This is a genomic window from Dorea chungnamensis (genome assembly GCF_039832125.1).
GTDB lineage: Bacteria > Bacillota > Clostridia > Lachnospirales > Lachnospiraceae > JAFBIX01.
In genome coordinates, this window is sequence record NZ_JBDOHT010000010.1 from 101,021 (window position 1) to 117,870 (window position 16,850).

Annotated in this window: 18 protein-coding genes; 1 reads left to right on the forward strand and 17 read right to left on the reverse strand. The window is 39.8% G+C overall.

The window, feature by feature from the left end:
• Positions 1 to 12 precede the first annotated feature (12 nt).
• The 5 genes from ABE613_RS10255 to ABE613_RS10275 are packed head-to-tail and all read right to left on the reverse strand — an operon-like array spanning position 13 to position 4,052.
• Positions 13 to 816 carry a histidinol-phosphatase HisJ family protein gene (locus tag ABE613_RS10255; RefSeq protein ID WP_235233187.1) on the reverse strand — a complete coding sequence of 268 codons (804 nt, stop codon included), beginning with the start codon at positions 814 to 816 and terminating at the stop codon, positions 13 to 15.
• Between the two features lie 5 nt (positions 817 to 821).
• Entirely contained in the window at positions 822 to 1,907 is a 1,086-nt protein-coding gene (mnmA, locus tag ABE613_RS10260; RefSeq protein WP_347376314.1) for a tRNA 2-thiouridine(34) synthase MnmA, read from the reverse strand.
• 14 nt (positions 1,908 to 1,921) lie between these two features.
• Positions 1,922 to 2,365, reverse strand: a complete 444-nt coding sequence (gene nifU / locus ABE613_RS10265; protein WP_235233134.1) for a Fe-S cluster assembly scaffold protein NifU — start codon at positions 2,363 to 2,365, stop codon at positions 1,922 to 1,924.
• A 14-nt stretch (positions 2,366 to 2,379) separates the two neighbouring features.
• On the reverse strand, positions 2,380 to 3,564 hold the full coding sequence (gene nifS / locus ABE613_RS10270; RefSeq protein ID WP_235233135.1) for a cysteine desulfurase NifS: 1,185 nt from the start codon (positions 3,562 to 3,564) through the stop codon (positions 2,380 to 2,382).
• 23 nt (positions 3,565 to 3,587) lie between these two features.
• Complete coding sequence (locus tag ABE613_RS10275) at positions 3,588 to 4,052, reverse strand: RrF2 family transcriptional regulator (RefSeq protein WP_347376311.1); 465 nt, start codon at positions 4,050 to 4,052, stop codon at positions 3,588 to 3,590.
• A 128-nt stretch (positions 4,053 to 4,180) separates the two neighbouring features.
• On the opposite strand from ABE613_RS10275, the gene ABE613_RS10280 reads away from it, so the two are divergent.
• Positions 4,181 to 5,509 (forward strand): oligosaccharide flippase family protein, encoded by a 1,329-nt coding sequence (locus ABE613_RS10280; RefSeq protein WP_347376315.1) that lies wholly within the window; start codon positions 4,181 to 4,183, stop codon positions 5,507 to 5,509.
• A gap of 31 nt (positions 5,510 to 5,540) precedes the next feature.
• Here the strand turns inward: ABE613_RS10280 and ABE613_RS10285 are convergent, their stop codons facing one another.
• The 12 genes from ABE613_RS10285 to ABE613_RS10340 form a co-directional block, all read right to left on the reverse strand.
• The gene (locus tag ABE613_RS10285; protein WP_235233138.1) at positions 5,541 to 6,074 is read right to left on the reverse strand and encodes a stage II sporulation protein M; all 534 of its coding nucleotides are present in this window, start codon (positions 6,072 to 6,074) and stop codon (positions 5,541 to 5,543) included.
• A gap of 55 nt (positions 6,075 to 6,129) precedes the next feature.
• Positions 6,130 to 6,672, reverse strand: coding sequence for an NUDIX domain-containing protein (locus tag ABE613_RS10290; RefSeq protein WP_235233139.1), 543 nt, complete (start codon positions 6,670 to 6,672; stop codon positions 6,130 to 6,132).
• 90 nt (positions 6,673 to 6,762) lie between these two features.
• A complete protein-coding gene (gene rny, locus ABE613_RS10295; protein ID WP_347376312.1) occupies positions 6,763 to 8,316 on the reverse strand; it encodes a ribonuclease Y in 1,554 nt (517 codons plus the stop codon).
• 72 nt (positions 8,317 to 8,388) lie between these two features.
• On the reverse strand, positions 8,389 to 9,003 hold the full coding sequence (locus tag ABE613_RS10300) for a regulatory protein RecX (protein ID WP_235233141.1): 615 nt from the start codon (positions 9,001 to 9,003) through the stop codon (positions 8,389 to 8,391).
• A 2-nt stretch (positions 9,004 to 9,005) separates the two neighbouring features.
• Positions 9,006 to 10,076 (reverse strand): recombinase RecA, encoded by a 1,071-nt coding sequence (gene recA / locus ABE613_RS10305; protein WP_235233142.1) that lies wholly within the window; start codon positions 10,074 to 10,076, stop codon positions 9,006 to 9,008.
• Between the two features lie 253 nt (positions 10,077 to 10,329).
• Positions 10,330 to 12,000, reverse strand: a complete 1,671-nt coding sequence (locus ABE613_RS10310; protein ID WP_347376316.1) for an alpha-glucosidase — start codon at positions 11,998 to 12,000, stop codon at positions 10,330 to 10,332.
• 20 nt (positions 12,001 to 12,020) lie between these two features.
• Entirely contained in the window at positions 12,021 to 12,488 is a 468-nt protein-coding gene (locus ABE613_RS10315) for a YbaK/EbsC family protein (RefSeq protein ID WP_235233143.1), read from the reverse strand.
• A gap of 85 nt (positions 12,489 to 12,573) precedes the next feature.
• On the reverse strand, positions 12,574 to 13,779 hold the full coding sequence (locus ABE613_RS10320; RefSeq protein ID WP_235233144.1) for a D-alanyl-D-alanine carboxypeptidase family protein: 1,206 nt from the start codon (positions 13,777 to 13,779) through the stop codon (positions 12,574 to 12,576).
• A gap of 68 nt (positions 13,780 to 13,847) precedes the next feature.
• Entirely contained in the window at positions 13,848 to 14,426 is a 579-nt protein-coding gene (gene scpB / locus ABE613_RS10325) for an SMC-Scp complex subunit ScpB (protein ID WP_235233145.1), read from the reverse strand.
• Positions 14,427 to 14,441: 15 nt separating this feature from the next.
• The gene (locus ABE613_RS10330) at positions 14,442 to 15,191 is read right to left on the reverse strand and encodes a segregation and condensation protein A (RefSeq protein ID WP_235233146.1); all 750 of its coding nucleotides are present in this window, start codon (positions 15,189 to 15,191) and stop codon (positions 14,442 to 14,444) included.
• 80 nt (positions 15,192 to 15,271) lie between these two features.
• On the reverse strand, positions 15,272 to 16,132 hold the full coding sequence (locus tag ABE613_RS10335) for a metallophosphoesterase (RefSeq protein ID WP_235233189.1): 861 nt from the start codon (positions 16,130 to 16,132) through the stop codon (positions 15,272 to 15,274).
• Between the two features lie 465 nt (positions 16,133 to 16,597).
• The coding region (locus tag ABE613_RS10340; protein WP_347376313.1) for a hypothetical protein at positions 16,598 to 16,850 on the reverse strand (253 nt) is incomplete at its 5' end.

Consider the following 16,850-nt stretch of genomic DNA (forward strand, 5'->3'; position numbering starts at 1 on the left):
CTTTTCCTATTTTTATGGAAGTTGCTTAAAATGAGGCTTTCGTTCAGAAAATTCTGTATAATATTTAAAACCACAATCTTTTAAAATACCAGAAACCTTATCAAAATCATAAGCAATATGTTCCGGCTTGTGTCCATCTGCACCCACGGTAATGATCTCTCCACCCAGTTCTCTGTATCTTTTTAGGATATCAGAATGTGGATGCGCAAACGGCAGACCATATTTTAACCCTGACGTGTTCAATTCAATTCCTTTTCCGTGTTCAATCAGATATTTTAAGATCATATCTATTTCACCTGAAAATTTCTGGTACGAATATTCTTTTTCTCTATTCTCTCCATAACGAATCACATAATCAACATGTCCCAGTACATCAAAATCCTGACACTTCTGGATATCTTCATAAGTCTCTTCAAATGTAATTCTATACGCTTCTTCATCTGTATGATTTTGAAATAATTTTCTTGTTGCCGGATCGGATGTTTCCACCCAATGGACGGATCCAATCACAAAATCAAATGGATAACCGGATACAAATTGACGGTAGTATTCTCCCAAATGAGGGCGCAATCCGAGTTCCACTCCAATTCGCACCTCAATCTGTTCACGATATTTTTCACGAAGCGGACGTAATGTTCTAAAGTACTCTTCTGGTTCAAAGATATCTTCTGGCCCCCATTCCATATTATCTTTATCAAAATGATCTGTGATACATATTGTATTCAATCCTTTGTCAATGGCTCCCTGTATCATTTCTTCTGGTTTCGCATCGGAATCATGTGAAAAATTCGTATGCAAGTGACAATCTGATATCATTACTTTCATTCCTCTCCTATAATTGTTCCACCGCCCAGCACATATTCGCCATGATACAGTACTACAGCCTGACCAGGAGTAATCGCCCTTTGTGGTTCTTCAAACCGGCATAATATCTCATCTTCTCCCGTCTTTTCTACAGTACACCAAGCCCCACGGTGATTGTATCGTATTTTTGCCCAGACTCTTTTTTTCTCAGGGAGATCTTCTTCCGACATGAAATTTATGCGATTGGCTCTTACATAATACGACATAGACTCTTCACTGGTCCCTACTACAACTTCATTCGTTTCTGGACGTATCTCTAAAACAAACACAGGATGTCCCAGCGACAAACCAAGTCCCTTTCTCTGCCCAACCGTATAATGAACAATCCCCTTATGCTGTCCCACTACAGTACCGTCAGACAGAACAAAATTGCCCGGTAAAATCTTCACCCCGGCATTCTCTTCAATATAAGATGCATAATCTCCATCCGGCACAAAACATATATCCTGACTGTCTGGTTTATTCGCAACCTGAAGCTGTAGTTTCTGTGCCATCTCGCGAATCTCACTCTTCGAATAAGCGCCTACCGGCATTAATGTATGCGACAGTTGTTCCTGCGTCAGATTATAAAGAGCATATGTCTGATCTTTTGCATCGGTCGTAGAAGTCTTTAATGCATACCGGCCATTTGGCAATTGATCAATCCTTGCATAATGTCCCGTTGCAATATAATCAGCCCCAATATCCAGACTCCTTTTCAGAAGTGCCTCCCATTTTACATAACGGTTACAGGCAATACAAGGATTCGGTGTTCTTCCATGCAAATATTCATCTACAAAGTAATCGATGACATTCTTTTTAAATTCTTGTCTAAAATTCATGACATAATAAGGAATTTCTAGAGAAGCCGCTACTCTTCGTGCGTCTTCTACCGCACTGAGCCCACAGCAGCCTCCTTGTTCTTCCTGCACACTCTGCTCTTCTTCCTGCCAGATCTGCATCGTCACTCCTATTACATCATACCCCTGTTCTTTTAACAGCCAGGCAGCCACAGAGGAATCGACTCCTCCAGACATTCCAACTACAACTTTTTTCTTTTCCATCATGCATCCTCAGTCTAATACTCCTCTTCTTCTGCTTCTTCGCCTTCATGAATGTCTGATTTTGGCTTTTTTAACCCTTCAATCTCAATTCCATTTTTTTGTGCATAGTCCCACAATGCAGCATGAATCGCTTCTTCTGCCAATAATGAACAATGAACTTTCACCGGCGGGAGGCCATCCAGAGCTTCCATAACTGCTTTATTCGTCACTTTCATTGCTTCCTGGACAGATTTACCTTTCACCATCTCAGTAGCCATACTGCTGGTTGCTACTGCGGCACCACAGCCAAATGTTTTGAATTTTACATCGCGAATAATCTGATTTTCATCAACATCAAGATAGATTCTCATGATATCTCCACATTTTGCATTTCCAACTGTGCCAACTCCGCTGGCATTTTCTATTTCACCCACATTTCTCGGGTGTTCAAAATGATCCATTACTTTTTCTGTATACATGACATTTCTTCCTCCTATGCCTGTTCCTTTTTGATAAAATCTTCATACAATGGAGACATCTCTCTTAGATGACTCACAATTCCTTTTAATGTGTCTACCACATAGTCGATATCTTCTTTTGTGATTTCTTCACTCAAAGTCAATCTCAGAGAACCATGTGCAATTTCATGCGGCAATCCAATTGCTAATAATACATGAGACGGATCCAGAGAACCCGAAGTGCATGCTGACCCACTGGAACCGCAGATTCCCTTCATATCCAGCATAATCAAAAGAGATTCTCCCTCTACGAACTGAAAACTAAAGTTTGCGTTATTTGGAAGGCGATCCGTTCTGTGTCCATTTAATCTACAATATGGGATTTCCTTTAATACACGATCGATCAGATAATCCCGAAGTTCTACTTCTTTGTCTGTTCTTTCCTGCATCGTTGCCACAGCACGTTTTACCGCTGTTCCCAGGCCTACGATTCCCGGAACATTTTCTGTTCCGGCACGGCGCTTTCTCTCCTGCGCTCCGCCATGTACAAACGAACGAATCTTTACGCCTGTACGTATATATAAGAATCCGATTCCTTTCGGGCCATTTAATTTGTGTCCACTGGAGCTCAACATATCGATATGACATTCATCTACATTAATCGGAACCTGTCCAAACGCCTGAACTGCATCTGTATGGAACAAAATTCCATGTTCATGCGCAATCTCACCGATTTCTTTGATTGGCTGGATAGTTCCAATCTCATTGTTGGCAAACATAACCGATATTAAAATGGTTGTAGGGCGGATTGCTGCTTTCAGATCATCCAACTTGACTTTTCCATTCTCATCTACATCCAGATAGGTAACCTCAAATCCTCTTTTTTCGAGATATTCCCCTGTATGAAGAATTGCGTGATGCTCTATCTTTGTTGTAATGATATGATTGCCCTTTCCAGAATAAGCCTCTGCTGTTGCTTTTAACGCCCAGTTGTCTGATTCCGATCCGCCAGCGGTAAAATAAATCTCATTACTTTTTGCACCTAACGCCTCGGCAATAATATCTCTCTGTTGATTAATGACTTCCTTATTTCCTGCCGCGAAACTATATACACTGGAAGGATTACCAAACTTTTCAGTAAAATATGGAAGCATTGCCTCTACTACCTCCGGTGCTGTTTTCGTTGTTGCTGCATTATCCAAATAGATTAATTTATCCATGGTTTTTCCTCCATTCATACTTATTATTTATCTTGATTACATTTCGAGCTGTCACACGCTCCTGCCGGATTCAAATTCTTACTCTCTCGCACCAATTCATCCAGCATCATCTGATTCACCGTTTCGTTAATACTATCGTTGATTTTCTGCCATACGTATTTGGTAACACACCCATCGGACGCCATACACCCTTCTTCTGAATAAAACGCTGCACATTTGACAGGCTCAAGGCTGCCTTCAAGCGCCCGCAGAATATCTCCTACAGAAATCTCTGCCGCATCTTTCGCAAGTATATATCCACCAGTCGCACCCCGGATACTTTTTACCAGCCCGGCTTTTCGCAGCAATGCCACTAATTGCTCCAAATATCTCTCGGAAATATTCTGTCTTGCCGCGATACTGTTAATGGATACCGGCTCTACTTCACTATATCTGGCAAGATCTATCATTGCCCGCAGACCATACCTACCCTTGGTCGAAAGTTTCATTTTCTTCTCACCTTCTTTTAATCCCTAGTATTTTGCTAGGATTTTCATTTGTAGAATACCACCACGTACTTGTTCTGTCAAGGCATTCTTTAGAATATATTATAACAATATCTTTCCGGGGGTCTGATATGACACACAAACAAGCAATCATGAAAGGAACTTTCATCTTAACACTGACAGGATTTGCCACCCGATTCATGGGATTTTTTTACCGCATTTTTCTAAGTCATACTTTTGGCGAAGAATGCGTCGGACTATACCAACTGGTTTCTCCTATTTATACACTCTGCTTTTCACTTACCTCTGCCGGTATAGAATTAGCTTTGTCTCGCTGCGTTGCAACACGCATTGCACAAGGCCAGCCAAAAGAAGCGAGAAAGTTGCTGTACACCAGCCTCTTCCTCACCGTCACAGCTTCTTGCATTACAACATTGTTATTACAGCAAAATGCAGTTTCAATTTCACAGACATTTTTACAAGAACCTCGATGCACAGACTTGTTAATCATTCTTTCCTATGTATTTCCATTTTCATCTATCCATAGTTGTATCTGCGGATATTATTTTGGTCTAAAACAGACGAAAATTCCAGCTGTTTCACAACTTATTGAACAGACTGCAAGAATCGCAAGCGTCTATTTTATTTATCTGTACGGGGAAAGAAACGGCATTCATTTTGGTATATCACTTGCAGTTGCAGGTCTTATTGCCGGGGAGATTACTTCTTCCCTCTTTTGTCTTCGCTCGATTTACGGAAATAAAGAATTTTCAAAACTTTCTTTATTCTCTCTACAAAAATATTTTAAATATGGACGTGAACTAATCACATTATCATTACCACTGACCGGCAACCGCGTACTTCTAAATATCCTCCAAAGCATCGAAGCTGTATCTATCCCTGTCAAACTACAAACATACGGAATGTCACTGAAAGACTCTTTAAGCGCCTATGGAGTTTTGACCGGAATGGCACTGCCTTGTATCCTGTTTCCTTCGGCAATCACGAACTCCATTTCCACCATGCTTCTTCCCACTGTTGCGGAGATTCAGGCATTAAACAATCGTAAGGAACTAACGAATCTTATCAAAAAAGTATCCTATTCTTGTATTTTTCTTGGTAGTATCTGCTGCGTTGCTTTACTAGCTTTCGGAAAATGGATCGGTATTTTTTTATTCGATAGTTCTATGGCTGGAGATTTCATTATTACTCTCGCTTGGATATGCCCTTTTCTATATACAAATAACACTTTTATCAGCATTATTAATGGAATCGGAAAGACAACTTTGTCTTTTGCAATCAATTCCGTAAGCCTTAGTATCCGTATCTTCTGTGTATTTTTCTTAATTCCTGTTCTCGGTATACAAGGTTATCTGTGGGGACTCCTTGCCAGCCAGCTAAGTACTTTTTTCTTCTGTCTGCTCTATCTCAGCCACTTTTTACATAAGTCACAGACTTAGTCTGTCGTACTGCATTCGGATACGGTTGTGTTTATAGGGTCCGTAAAAACAATTGCATGAGCATTGGATTCACATAACTTTCCAGTAAAATTCCTACTGCGACAAAAAGTATCATACAGATTGTCTTGGATGCATTCCATTTGGAAGCCGGATAAGAGAAAAAATACCACAAAAGAATCATATATCCTGCAATATAAAAGAAAAAATGTGGTGTCAGCGCTACAAGACATAATACCATCCCTTTTAATCCCATTTTCAGAACAGCAGCTGCCATGATCAGACCACCTGCAAAACTTGTCCATAACAAAAATATTATTGTAAGGATCTTCCGTAATCTTCCATATCCAATAGCTACCATCAAAATAAGAGGTGTACATCTTACTCTTATGATATACCAAAGATATTCTGTAACTTCAATTTCATCCGTATTATATTGATTCAGAAAAAAATCATTTAGTATGCCCATACTTGTAATATATTCTTTTGGTACCAGATTCGCACACATAATTCCAATAAAAAAACCCAGCATACAAAGCAAGACCAAATACCTTTTGCTCTCTCGCATCTTTACAAACGTCCCTCCCTTTGCCAAGATACTTCATTATATGCCAGGCAAAAAATTATATTCTTATATACTTTGATTCATAAGCAAGAATTGCTGCAATTGTCTTAGAATCTTCAATCTTTCCTGTAAAAATCATCTCTTTTAACTCATCTAGAGTATATGCCTTCACATCAACATATTCATCTTCATCCAAATGCTGATGCGATGGTATCAAATCTTTTGCAACATAGATTTCAATCTTCTCATCACAAAATGCTACCGTTGTCCGTAATGTGAGCAGCCATTCAAGATGTTCAGACTTATATCCCGTCTCTTCTTCCAATTCCCTTTTTGAACACTCTATCCCAGGCTCATTCGGAGCATCTAACTTCCCCGCCGGGATCTCTAAAGTATGTCTTTCCAAAGCATTTCTATACTGTGTTACCATTAAGATTCTTCCGTCAGGAAGGACAGGGACAACTGCAGCCGCTCCATCATGATGAATAAAATCCCAATCTGCCGAATTACCATTTGCAAACTCCATATGATCTTTATATATCTCCAGGATTGCTCCCTGATATACTAATTCACGCCCCGTACGTCTAACTTCTTCGCTCATTCTTGCCGCCACCTTTCTTTTATCAATAAAAATCTGTTTTCTGAGATAGAAAAAGGATCAGCCGAAACTGATCCTCTTTACATTTATCTTCTACTTGGCATAGTCAGTAACACGTGACTCACGAATTACATTGACCTTAATCTGTCCAGGATATTCCAATTCATACTCAATCTGTTTAGCAATATCTCTAGCCATCAATACCATGTCTGCGTCAGATACTTGTTCTGGAACTACCATAACACGAATCTCTCTACCTGCTTGAATCGCAAAAGATTTATCAACACCCTTGAACTGGTTGGTGATATCTTCTAATTGTTTTAACCTGTTTGTATATGTTTCTAATGTTTCTCTTCTCGCACCTGGTCTTGCAGCAGATATCGTATCGGCTGCCTGTACCACGCATGCAATCAAAGTTTCCGGCTCTACATCCCCATGATGTGCTTCTACTGCATTAATAACAGTCGCAGACTCTTTGTATTTTCTACAAAGATCTACACCAATCTGAATATGTGATCCCTCCACATCATGATCTATAGATTTTCCGATATCGTGTAAAAGTCCGGCACGTTTAGCAATTCTGACATCTAAACCGATCTCACCTGCCAAAAGTCCGGCAAGCTGTGCCACTTCTACAGAATGTTTTAAAGCATTCTGTCCATAGCTTGTTCTGAATTTCATACGTCCCAAAAGTCTGATCAACTCTGGATGAATTCCATGAACACCTACTTCTAACGCAGCTGCTTCACCTTCTTCACGTATCATAGCATCCACTTCTTTTTGCGCTTTTTCTACCATCTCTTCAATTCTGGCCGGATGAATACGTCCGTCAACAATCAGTTTCTCAAGCGCAATTCTTGCGACTTCTCGTCTTATTGGATCAAAGCCTGACAATACAACCGCTTCCGGAGTATCATCAATAATCAATTCTACACCCGTCATCGTCTCTAAAGTTCGAATATTACGGCCTTCACGTCCAATAATTCTTCCTTTCATTTCGTCACTCGGAAGCTGTACAACCGAAATTGTAGTCTCCGCAACATGATCTGCTGCACATCTCTGAATAGCAGTAACAACATATTCCTTTGCCTTTTTATCTGCTTCTTCCTTAGCCTGCGCTTCAAGTTCCTTGACCATCTTTGCAGTATCATGCTTTACATCTTCTTCAACAGTTTTTAACAAATATTCTTTTGCTTGTTCGGAGGTAAGTCCTGAGATTCTTTCTAGTTCCTGTACTCTTTGCCTGCTCAGCTCTTCCACTTTCGCTTCGCGCTGTCTCAGCTGTTCTTCTTTTGCTGTAAATCCTGCTTCTCGCTTTTCAATCGCATCCGCTTTTTTGTCTAAAGCCTCTTCTTTGGAAAGGACACGCTTTTCATAACGTTGTAACTCTGCTCTGCGTTCCTTAGTCTCCTTCTCAAGTTCATTCTTGTTCCTAATAGACTCTTCTTTAATTTCCAAAAGAGACTCCTTCTTTTTTGCCTCTGCGGTTTTCACTGCATCATCAATAATTTCTCTTGCTTTGCTTTCCGCATTTCCAATCTTCGATTCTGCATTTTTCTTCAGATTAGAAACAGTCAGAAAATGACTGATGACTGCTGTTGCAATAATCAATGCAATTACTACAGCAATTAATATTCCCATCGGCACAGGAGCACCTCCTTATTTAATTTTCATTGTACAAATACAACACTTAAATTTTATACTGTTTTCACAAAGATGTCAAGCATTCCACTCAGAAACTTGTATCACTTGCCGTATGTCGTCATATCGAAAGCCTTTTCTGACCAAATACCCCATCATTTTCTGCATTTCTTTATAATCTGTTGACTTGGGATCAAACTTTTTCTTCCTGACAATTGCTTCAATCGCTGCTATAGAATCATCATCTGCATAACACTCCTCCAAAGCTGTTTCGATCAAATCTTTGGGGAGTCCTTTCTGACAAAGTGCAGCATATATTTCTTTTTTGCTCTTCTTTTCTTTACGATTTTCGATAAAACTCCTGGTGTATTCTGCATCATTAATATACCCGAATGATTTTACATATGCTATTGCTTCTTCTACAATATCCGATGGATAATCGTTCCGTAATAATTTCGTCCGAAGTTGCGACTCCGTTCTTCCCATATCATTTAATAGATGCATCGCTCTTAATTTTGCACGTTTTAGAATAATCTCCTTACGTATGCTTTGATAAGTCTTTTCTTCCAATTCACTATCTTCTGCAATATGATAGCGAGACAGTTCGCCTTTGTATAACACAAAAGCGAACTGTCCATCTACATACACTTTATATCTTGTCTTTGTAACCGGCTCAATCTTTGTAACAGTCATCTCTATTCTTCCTCTTTGGCCTTCTTTGTTCCGGTCTTTTTACTCTCTGCTGATGTCTCCGGTGTCTCCGAAGTCTCTCCTCCGATATTATAGTGAGCACGAATCTTAGCTTCTAACTCATCCATAATCTCCGGGTGTTCACTGAGATAGATCTTAGCATTTTCCCTGCCCTGGCCAATCTTATCCCCATTATACGCAAACCATGCTCCACTCTTACTTACAAGATTAATGCCGACTGCAAGGTCAAGGATATCCCCTTCTTTTGAAATTCCTTTGCCGAACATAATATCAAACTCTGCCTCTTTGAATGGCGGTGCTATCTTATTCTTTACCACCTTCACTCTCGTTCTGTTTCCGACCATCTCACCACTCTGCTTCAACGTCTCTATTCTTCTTACATCCATACGGATAGAAGCATAGAACTTCAATGCACGTCCTCCAGTAGTCGTCTCTGGATTTCCGAACATAACACCTACTTTTTCACGCAACTGGTTGATAAAAATAACAACGCAATTTGATTTACTGATTACCGGAGTCAGCTTACGCAACGCCTGTGACATTAACCTTGCCTGAAGTCCTACATGGCTGTCGCCCATATCTCCTTCAATCTCCTGACGCGGCACAAGAGCAGCAACCGAGTCAACAACGATTATATCCATGGCACCGGAACGTACCATCGTCTCCGTAATCTCAAGCGCCTGGTCTCCACTGTCCGGCTGAGAAATATATAATTCATCAATATCAACGCCTATATTCTTGGCATAAACAGGATCTAATGCATGTTCTGCATCTATGAATCCGGCAATACCGCCTCTCTTCTGTACTTCTGCAATCATATGTAATGCTACCGTAGTCTTACCACTTGACTCTGGCCCATAGATCTCAATAATACGTCCCTTCGGAACGCCACCAAGTCCAAGTGCAAGATCCAGGCTCAAAGATCCAGTTGGAATCGTCTCCACCGCAACCTGAGCTGCAGGGTCTCCGAGCTTCATAACCGTACCTTTTCCAAAATCTTTCTCTAATTTCGCAATCGCGGCATCTAATGCCCGTTTCTTATCATCACTTGCCATAATATAATCTCCTTCTTATAGGCGAACGGATGTTCGCTTTCTGATTAATATAGTATTATAAATATCCCCAAATGTCAATATGAATTTCATGAAAACACTGGAATTAAATCTTACAGACATGTATTGATCTCATAGAACAAAAGTGCCAGACTCCCTCAGAAAACAATTTAAAAATATCACACTTCTCACAATTCGTCAACAGACAGCTACACACAGCATAAAAGCTGCCACCGCTGCCTGTCCATACATACATTTATATACTTACCACCACTACTTCGCATGGCTTTAAAATCACTTTATTTTCATCAATTCCCGCCATTTTATCCTGATTAGACAACAAGACCTTTCTAATCTTTTTGTCCAGTTCTACGACCATCTCTTTCTCACCAAAATTTGCAAGAACAACCGCTGTCTTTTCCCCTGCTTTTCTTGCATACGCGAAAATCTGCTCATCTTTCTCGTACATAGGAAGAAAATTTCCATATACAAACACTTCTTTCCACTCAGAATCTTTTCGAAGGCGGATTAGTCTTTTATAATAATTCAAGACAGAATTTGGATCTTTTTCCTGATCCTCAACGTTGATCTCCCGATAATTCTCATTGACTGCAAGCCATGGTTTTCCCATAGTAAATCCCGCATTTTTCTCTGCATTCCATTGCATTGGTGTTCTGGCATTATCACGGCTGAATCGGTAACATGCATCTAATGCCTCTTCTTTTGACAGTCCTGCATCCAAGGCGACCTGATACTGATGATATGTATCAATGTCATCATAATCGTGAATATCTTCTCTTCGGCAGTTTGTCATCCCTATTTCCTGTCCCTGGTAGATAAACGGAATTCCGCGAAGCAAAATGCTTACTGTTCCCAGCATTTTCACTCCCTGTGGATTTCTTGCATGTTCCGGAAGATATCTGCTGGCTCCACGAGGTTCATCATGATTTTCAATAATATTTGCAAGAAAAACTCTGTCTTGACATTCCACCTGTGAAGAGAAAATTGCTGCTTTCCATTTTAGAAAATCAACTTCCCTGGTATCATACCATCCATTTTCACTGCTTGTCAGGATATGTGGCTGGAAATCGAACATCGTCGAGAAATATCCATCTTCCCCAACAAATTCTTCCAATTCTTCCTCTTTCATATTGAACACTTCTCCGACAGTGAAAGCATCATATTTTGCAAACGTCTCTCTCTTTAGTTCCCCAAGAAATTTGCCAATTCCATCAACCTCTTCTACCATCTTTGTCGCACGACACATACCGTCAGGTCCATCCGGTTCAAAATCTGGAAATGCAAGATCCTTTTTTATATTTATGATTGCATCAATTCGAAAGCCGCCGATTCCTTTATCCAACCACCAATTGACCATATCGAAAAGTTCTTTTCTCACCTTAGGATTCTCCCAGTTCAAATCTGGCTGTTCTTTGGCAAACATATGCAGATAATATTTGTCTGTTCCTGGAACCTTCTCCCAAGTACTTCCCCCAAAATATGAACGATAATTGCTCGGTGGATTTCCGTCTTTCCCTTTTACAAAATAAAAATATTCTGCATACTCTCCGGCCGGATCATCCAATGCTTTCTGAAACCATTCATGCTTGCTGGAACAATGATTAATAACCAGATCCATAACTATCTGAATTTCTCTTTTTTTTGCCTCTTCCAGAAGAAGATCAAATTCTTCCATCGTTCCAAATTCTTCTGCAATCTTGTAATAATCGGAAATATCATACCCCTGATCAATAAATGGAGACTGATAGATAGGAGAAATCCATATCATATCTATTCCAAGTTCTTTCAGATAATCCAATTTTCCAATAATTCCTCTTAAATCTCCTATACCATCTCCATTGCTGTCCATGAAACTTTTTGGATAAATCTGATATGCTACTTTATCATGCCACCATTTCTTCTGTATCATCACAACCTCCATCTGTACTACATCTCTTTGCAGACATCAATCCACTCTTTATAGTTACTGTATATTTCTAATTCTGGAATCGTCAATTCAATCATACTGTTACTGCTTCCTGCCGCAGGAAATACCGTTTCAAATCTTTGAAGCGCTACATCCAGATAGACTTCTACTCCTTCTTTTACAGCAAACGGACATACCCCGCCTATAGCATGTCCCACAAGAGGTTCTACCTCATCTGACTTTAGCATCTGTGCTTTACATCCAAATTGTCCTCGGTATTTTTTATTATCAATCTTACAATCTCCCGCAGTCACAATCAGAATAATCTTCTCTTTTGTCCGAAAAGACAAAGTTTTGGCAATCCTTTTGGGTTCACATCCCAGTGCCTCAGCCGCTTCTTCTACTGTTGCACTGGAATGATTTTCTTCTCTTACTCTCTCTTCCATTCCGAATTGTCGAAAATACTCTTTTACATTCTCTATTGACATCGTTCTTTCCTCTTTTGCATTTTATTTTTACATCTGTCGTCCATTATAACGCAAAGTATTTTTTCTGTACAGCCAAACTATTCTTTTACATGCTGGCGCACTTTAATATCCAACACATACACCATTTAAACGTTCTTTTCTCAATACTTTCATCTGCTATTACATCATAAGAGGCAATTTCCTCCCCTTCCAGAATATATCTGACAATCCCAAGTGTTTCCCCTTTTACCACAGGCGCTTCCACGGAAGATTCCACTTCTGTTTGAACTTTCACTTGTTCATCATCTCGTAATAAAACCGGAATATCTTCTTTTCCATCTACATGCGCTTCAATCTGTATATTTGATTCAAATGGACTCTGCTTTCTTACTCCATTCGTAACAAAAACATCCGGGATCGACACTTCCTGCCATACATTTCGATACTCATATTCATTCAGCCCATACTCCATAAGCGCTCTGGTATCCTCCCATTTATAACTTTTATGATTTGGCCATCCACATGCTAAAAGTGCTACAATAAAAGTTTTTCCATTTTGCCTGAGTCCTCCCACGTAGCAATATCCTGCATCCGCTGTAAATCCCGTCTTTCCGGTCAGTGCACCTTCCATCATATCTAGAAATGCATTGTGATTCGTACAGGTAAAATTACGTTTTCCATCTACATCAGTAAATTGATAACTCCTTGTCTGTGTAATCTCCAAAAACTCCTCTTTCATCGGTGACTGCATCATACAATATCTCATAATCATAGCCAGATCTCTGGCTGTTGTAGAATGTGTACCTTCCTCATCAGAATCATCCAGTCCATTTGGCGTCACAAAATATGTATGGTTACACCCTAATTCTTTTGCCTTTCGATTCATTCGATCAGCGAAAGACTCCACAGAGCCTGCTATTCCCTCCGCAATCGCTACAGCACTATCGTTATGTGATTCCAACATCAGTGAATATAAGAGATCTTTCAGATAGTATCTTTCCTGACTCTGCACTCCCAAATGAACTTTAGGCTGTTCGGCTGCATAATCTGATATCGTTACCATCTGATTTTTCTCCATCTCTTCCAGTGCCAATATACAAGTCATAATCTTCGTAGTACTTGCCATTGGACGAATCTGATTTTCTTCTTTTCCATACAAAACACGCCCACTGTCAGCATCCATAAGTACTGCTGACTGGGCGTGTAACTGTTTCGGCTCGTCCTTATCTTCTTCTGCTTTTGCTATAAGATTTCCAAACTGTAAAAACAAAAAAAATATCAAAAAACTACACACTAATGATTTCTTTTCCATCCATTACACCATACATTTCCATGTTATTGAAATATATGTGAACAGAAATAAGTCTATGCGCGCGATTATTAAATATCCAGTTTTAACTGAACCTCTTCTTCTGCCTCTTCCTTAAAATTCTCCATCTGTTCTGGATTCAGACTCGGCAAGTCCTCTACCGACTGAACACTGAACCTTCGCAAAAATTCTTCTGTTGTTCCAAATAAAATAGGTCTTCCAGGTGCATCCAATCTTCCACACTCACATACCAGATTATATTCCACCAGTTTATTCACCGCATGGTCTGACTTAACACCCCTGATTTTCTCAATCTCCAACTTTGTCACTGGCTGTTTATAAGCAATGATCGACAACGTTTCCAGCAAAACATCTGTCAAGACATACTTCTTTGGCTGTTTTGCGACACGGATCAGATATTCGTACATCTCTTTTTTTGTACACATCTGAAATGCATCTTCCAATTCGATAATACGTATTCCTCGGTCTTCGGATTCATATTTATCCATCATTCTATGTATGATCTTACGGGTTGTATCCTCATCATGCTCAATCGCAGACGCAATCTTACTCAATTCAACAGAATCCCCCATAACAAAAAGAACAGCCTCTATAATTCCCTCTAATTTATTAATCTCCACTTCTTCCATACTACCTTTCCACTCTTAACTTTCCACTCTGGAAGTAATCATAATCTCGTCAAAAGCTTGTTCCTGCTCAATGGAGATTACTCCTTCTTTCATTAACTGCAGAATTGCCAAAAATGTAACTACAATCTGTGTCTTAGAATTCTGCTTTTCTAGGAGTTGGCGAAATCCAAATTTTCGATGCAGCTTCGCATATTCCGTAACATATTCTAGTTTATCCGGAAGGGTTACCTCTTCCTTTTCAATCTTTCCAAACTTACTGCGGACTGGATCTATTTTATCTATCTGCCTTTTCATTACATCCTGAAAAATATAGTTCAATTGAGCCAATGTAACATCTTTCAATAACAGATCTAAATCTACAGGTTCAACATATTCCATCACTTCTTCAGGAACCGTCGGTTCTTTAAACATCAGCTGTTCACCTTCAACCTGACGGTCCCGCAATTCGTAAGACATATATTTATACATTTTGTATTCTAGCAACTGTTCTACCAGTTCCTGCCGCGGATCCTCTTCTTCGCCTTCTTCGTTCACTTCTTTCGGCAGAAGCATTCGGCATTTTATGTCAAGCAAGGTCGCTGCCATTACAAGGAATTCGCTCATTACATTTAGATCTTCCTTTTCCATGGCCTTAATATAATCCATATACTGATTGGTGATCTCTACGATTGGAATATCGTAGATATCGATTTTATTCTTATCTATCAAATGTAAGAGCAAGTCCAACGGTCCCTCAAAGACTTGCAGCTTTACTGGAATTCCCATAAATCTCCCTCACACTTCGATTTCATTTGTCACAATTGTAATATTATACAGGATTTTCTTCGTTTGTACAAGTATTCCGCTTACAGTTCTGTATGAGGCTTGCCAAAATTCAAAACAATCATTTCCGCTGGATTCATAATACGAATTGGAATGGAATGAACTCCCAACCCTTTACTGACAACCGTCGTCACATCGTCTTCTTGATAGATTCCTCCAGAATATTTTGGAAATATATGGAAATTAGGTGCAATCACACCACCAATCCCTGGAATACGTACAATTCCTCCATGCAAATGCCCAGACAAAATCAAATCTGCCCCCCATTCTTTATACGTATTTACATAAGATGGGTTATGCGCCAAAAGGATCTGATATCCCTGACCAGCTCTCCCTATTCTATCTTCCAGCACCTGTTTCGAGAGTGGCCTCGTTCCAAAATGTCGATATCCATACAACGGTATTTCCAATCCTGTAATGTGAATTTCTATCCCACACCAGCAGAATCGCACAGATTCATTTTCTAAAAACCGAATTCCCGCCTGTAAAAGCTGACTTTGATACTCTTCATAAGACTGTTCATATTCTTCAGGAAGTTCCTTCAACTTCTGTTCATGATTTCCATTGACATAATATACTTCACACAAATCTGGAAGCCGGGATAAGAATTCAACTGTATGCACATAAGAATTCCCATTTTTTCTCACCAGCATATCTCCACCAATCAGTATCAGATCCGGACGAGCGTTCTGAATTGCTGAAAAAAGCTTCTCATTATCCTTTCCATAACTGTAATTGTGAAGATCACTAAGAAATACAATTCTTTTTTCTTCAGAAAGTCCTTCAAGTTTAGGGTTCTCAATCGTGTATTCCGTAACTCGAAATGTATAAAGTTCACGGATATTTTCAACCAAGGCCAACAAAATAATCAGCCCAAAAATCATCACTAATATCTTCAATTATTTCTCTCCTTTTTTATCTTGGATAATTATATAATTAATCCAATGATTTTGCAATTGCATAGGGGAATTTAGATGAGTTAGTTGGTGATTGGAAGGTGTACGGCGAGAGGATGGATTGGATGGTTGCCATTGCGGAGTCCTTCGCTAAGAATCCATAACAGGAAAAGAAGCAGATATTTTGTAACCAGACTGATTCACCCCGAAATCTTGATGATTTCGAGGCTCAGCAGCCTTCTCAGATCTGGCTTGAAGCCAGATCTTCGCACAAAATATCTGCTTCTTTTACAGTAACGGATTCTAGCGCTTGTCCAACGAACGGCAACCATCCAATCCATCTTCTCGCCTGACATCCCCCAAATCCGCAACTTCCTCATCCGGGAGAATTCCTGCGCGTCATGCAGAGCGAACGATCATAGTAAAGATATTGTCAAAAAACTGGCAGAATAACTAACTGAATCTTCCATTGAAATAATGATGAATAGTATAAAAACATCGCTCCCCATTGCGCTTCACGCTAGGAATTCCCACCAGATGAGTTTGTTCAGTAATTGGGAATGTCAGGCGCAAGGGAGTTGGATCGGTTGGTCTGTATCCGTTTATCCAAGCACTAGAATCCGTTACAGAAAAAAGAACTGCAATTCCGTGTGAGAATTTGGTTACAGACCAAATTCGAAAGGACTGCTGAATCGAGAAATTATCC

Coding starts and splice junctions, on each gene's coding strand:
- ABE613_RS10335 (WP_235233189.1), bottom strand. CDS start 16,132: ATGATTTTTGGGCTGATTATTTTGTTGGCCTTGGTTGAAAATATCCGT.
- ABE613_RS10330 (WP_235233146.1), bottom strand. CDS start 15,191: ATGGGAATTCCAGTAAAGCTGCAAGTCTTTGAGGGACCGTTGGACTTG.
- ABE613_RS10300 (WP_235233141.1), bottom strand. CDS start 9,003: ATGACTGTTACAAAGATTGAGCCGGTTACAAAGACAAGATATAAAGTG.
- ABE613_RS10315 (WP_235233143.1), bottom strand. CDS start 12,488: ATGTCAATAGAGAATGTAAAAGAGTATTTTCGACAATTCGGAATGGAA.
- ABE613_RS10285 (WP_235233138.1), bottom strand. CDS start 6,074: ATGCGAGAGAGCAAAAGGTATTTGGTCTTGCTTTGTATGCTGGGTTTT.
- ABE613_RS10275 (WP_347376311.1), bottom strand. CDS start 4,052: ATGAAACTTTCGACCAAGGGTAGGTATGGTCTGCGGGCAATGATAGAT.
- scpB (WP_235233145.1), bottom strand. CDS start 14,426: ATGGAAGAAGTGGAGATTAATAAATTAGAGGGAATTATAGAGGCTGTT.
- mnmA (WP_347376314.1), bottom strand. CDS start 1,907: ATGGAAAAGAAAAAAGTTGTAGTTGGAATGTCTGGAGGAGTCGATTCC.
- ABE613_RS10320 (WP_235233144.1), bottom strand. CDS start 13,779: ATGGAAAAGAAATCATTAGTGTGTAGTTTTTTGATATTTTTTTTGTTT.
- recA (WP_235233142.1), bottom strand. CDS start 10,076: ATGGCAAGTGATGATAAGAAACGGGCATTAGATGCCGCGATTGCGAAA.
- ABE613_RS10290 (WP_235233139.1), bottom strand. CDS start 6,672: ATGAGCGAAGAAGTTAGACGTACGGGGCGTGAATTAGTATATCAGGGA.
- nifS (WP_235233135.1), bottom strand. CDS start 3,564: ATGGATAAATTAATCTATTTGGATAATGCAGCAACAACGAAAACAGCA.
- ABE613_RS10255 (WP_235233187.1), bottom strand. CDS start 816: ATGATATCAGATTGTCACTTGCATACGAATTTTTCACATGATTCCGAT.
- nifU (WP_235233134.1), bottom strand. CDS start 2,365: ATGTATACAGAAAAAGTAATGGATCATTTTGAACACCCGAGAAATGTG.
- ABE613_RS10280 (WP_347376315.1), top strand. CDS start 4,181: ATGACACACAAACAAGCAATCATGAAAGGAACTTTCATCTTAACACTG.